This is a genomic window from Pseudomonas sp. GW458-11-26-14-LB4 (genome assembly GCF_059423925.1).
Genome location: NZ_JBWKYU010000044.1, coordinates 1 through 1,208, shown reverse-complemented (window position 1 = coordinate 1,208; position 1,208 = coordinate 1). Strand labels below are relative to the sequence as shown.

Here is a 1,208-nt window from a genome sequence, read left to right as displayed (position 1 = left end):
CTCAAGCCTGCCTAAACAGAAGTTGCAAAGGTACAGCTCCCACACGTCATCAGCCACTTCCTTCAGCGCGATGTCCTCGCCGATCAGCGCCTCGCCCAAAAACATTCGTTGCCCCTTCCACTTGAACTCGCCGTTCGAACGAACCTTGCGTACCTCAACCTCAGGGCCATATTCGACCGCGGGCAAGTAGCCCGGATACGGGCGCAACGAAGGTCTGTATACGGAAGCCGGCGGTTTCATGCCCAGTGCGGTGTGTGGTCGATCATGGTTGAAGTCCTGAACGAACTCTTCAAAGGCCAGCTGCTGGCGTACGAGATTTTCCGCAGGTGTTCGCAGTACCGCTGCTTTGAGGGTGCGGTGCATCCGTTCGTGTCGACCGTTCTGGTCAGGACGCCCTGGTGTGATTGTCTCGATATGGATGCCATGCCTGATGAACCAGACGGACAGCTTCGACAGCCGCGCCAAACCGGTCGATGCGAAAGGCGCCCCGTTATCTGTGCGGATTACGTCCGGCAATCCAAACTCCCGGAAAGCCCATTCGAATCCCTGTCGCGTCGGCTCGCTGTGCGTGCCGGGCAACGCCCGGCAGAGCAGCAGATAGCGGCTCATCTGATCGGTAATGGTCAGCGGATAGCACCAATTGCCGTCCTGCATCCTGAACTGCCCTTTGAAGTCGGCACACCAGGTCTGGTTGGGTTCATCGGCCGGGCGTAAATGCGTCGGAGCACGCGGGCGCAAAGGATAAGGGCGCCGCGCAATGACCAAGCCAGCCTTCTTCAACCACTCACCAGCAGTGCTCGCGGCCGGCCATGGGATCTGTGGATCGGACTTTCGCAGGCGATCAATGATCTGTTTGGGACCTCGATCCGGATGCTCGTTTTTCTTGGCCAGCAATGTGGCGATGATTTCATCCGGGGTTTGATGAGGGCAGTTCAAAGGCTTGCGGGATTGCTCTTTCAAGCCATCCACACCGAGCGCTGCATACCGATCCAGCCACTTATCGACGGTTGGCCGGCTGACCCCATAACGCCGGCTCAATTGGCTCTTGGTGTAGCTGCCACTGAGCCAGTCACTGACTAATTTCACTCGTTGATCCATCGGGGACTCTTGATTCCAGGGCATGGTCAGCACCTCCTGACCATGATTGATACCTGTAAACCATGTCCCCGGTCTCAAACGTAAAGGATGTACCCGGTCTTTACCCACCC

Annotated in this window: 1 protein-coding gene; it reads right to left on the bottom strand. The window is 57.5% G+C overall.

Annotated features, from left to right (window positions below; all coding sequences use genetic code 11):
- The coding region (locus tag AC07XZ_RS29075) for an integrase core domain-containing protein (protein WP_494990250.1) at positions 1-1,122 on the bottom strand (1,122 nt) is incomplete at its 3' end.
- Positions 1,123-1,208: the final 86 nt, after the last annotated feature.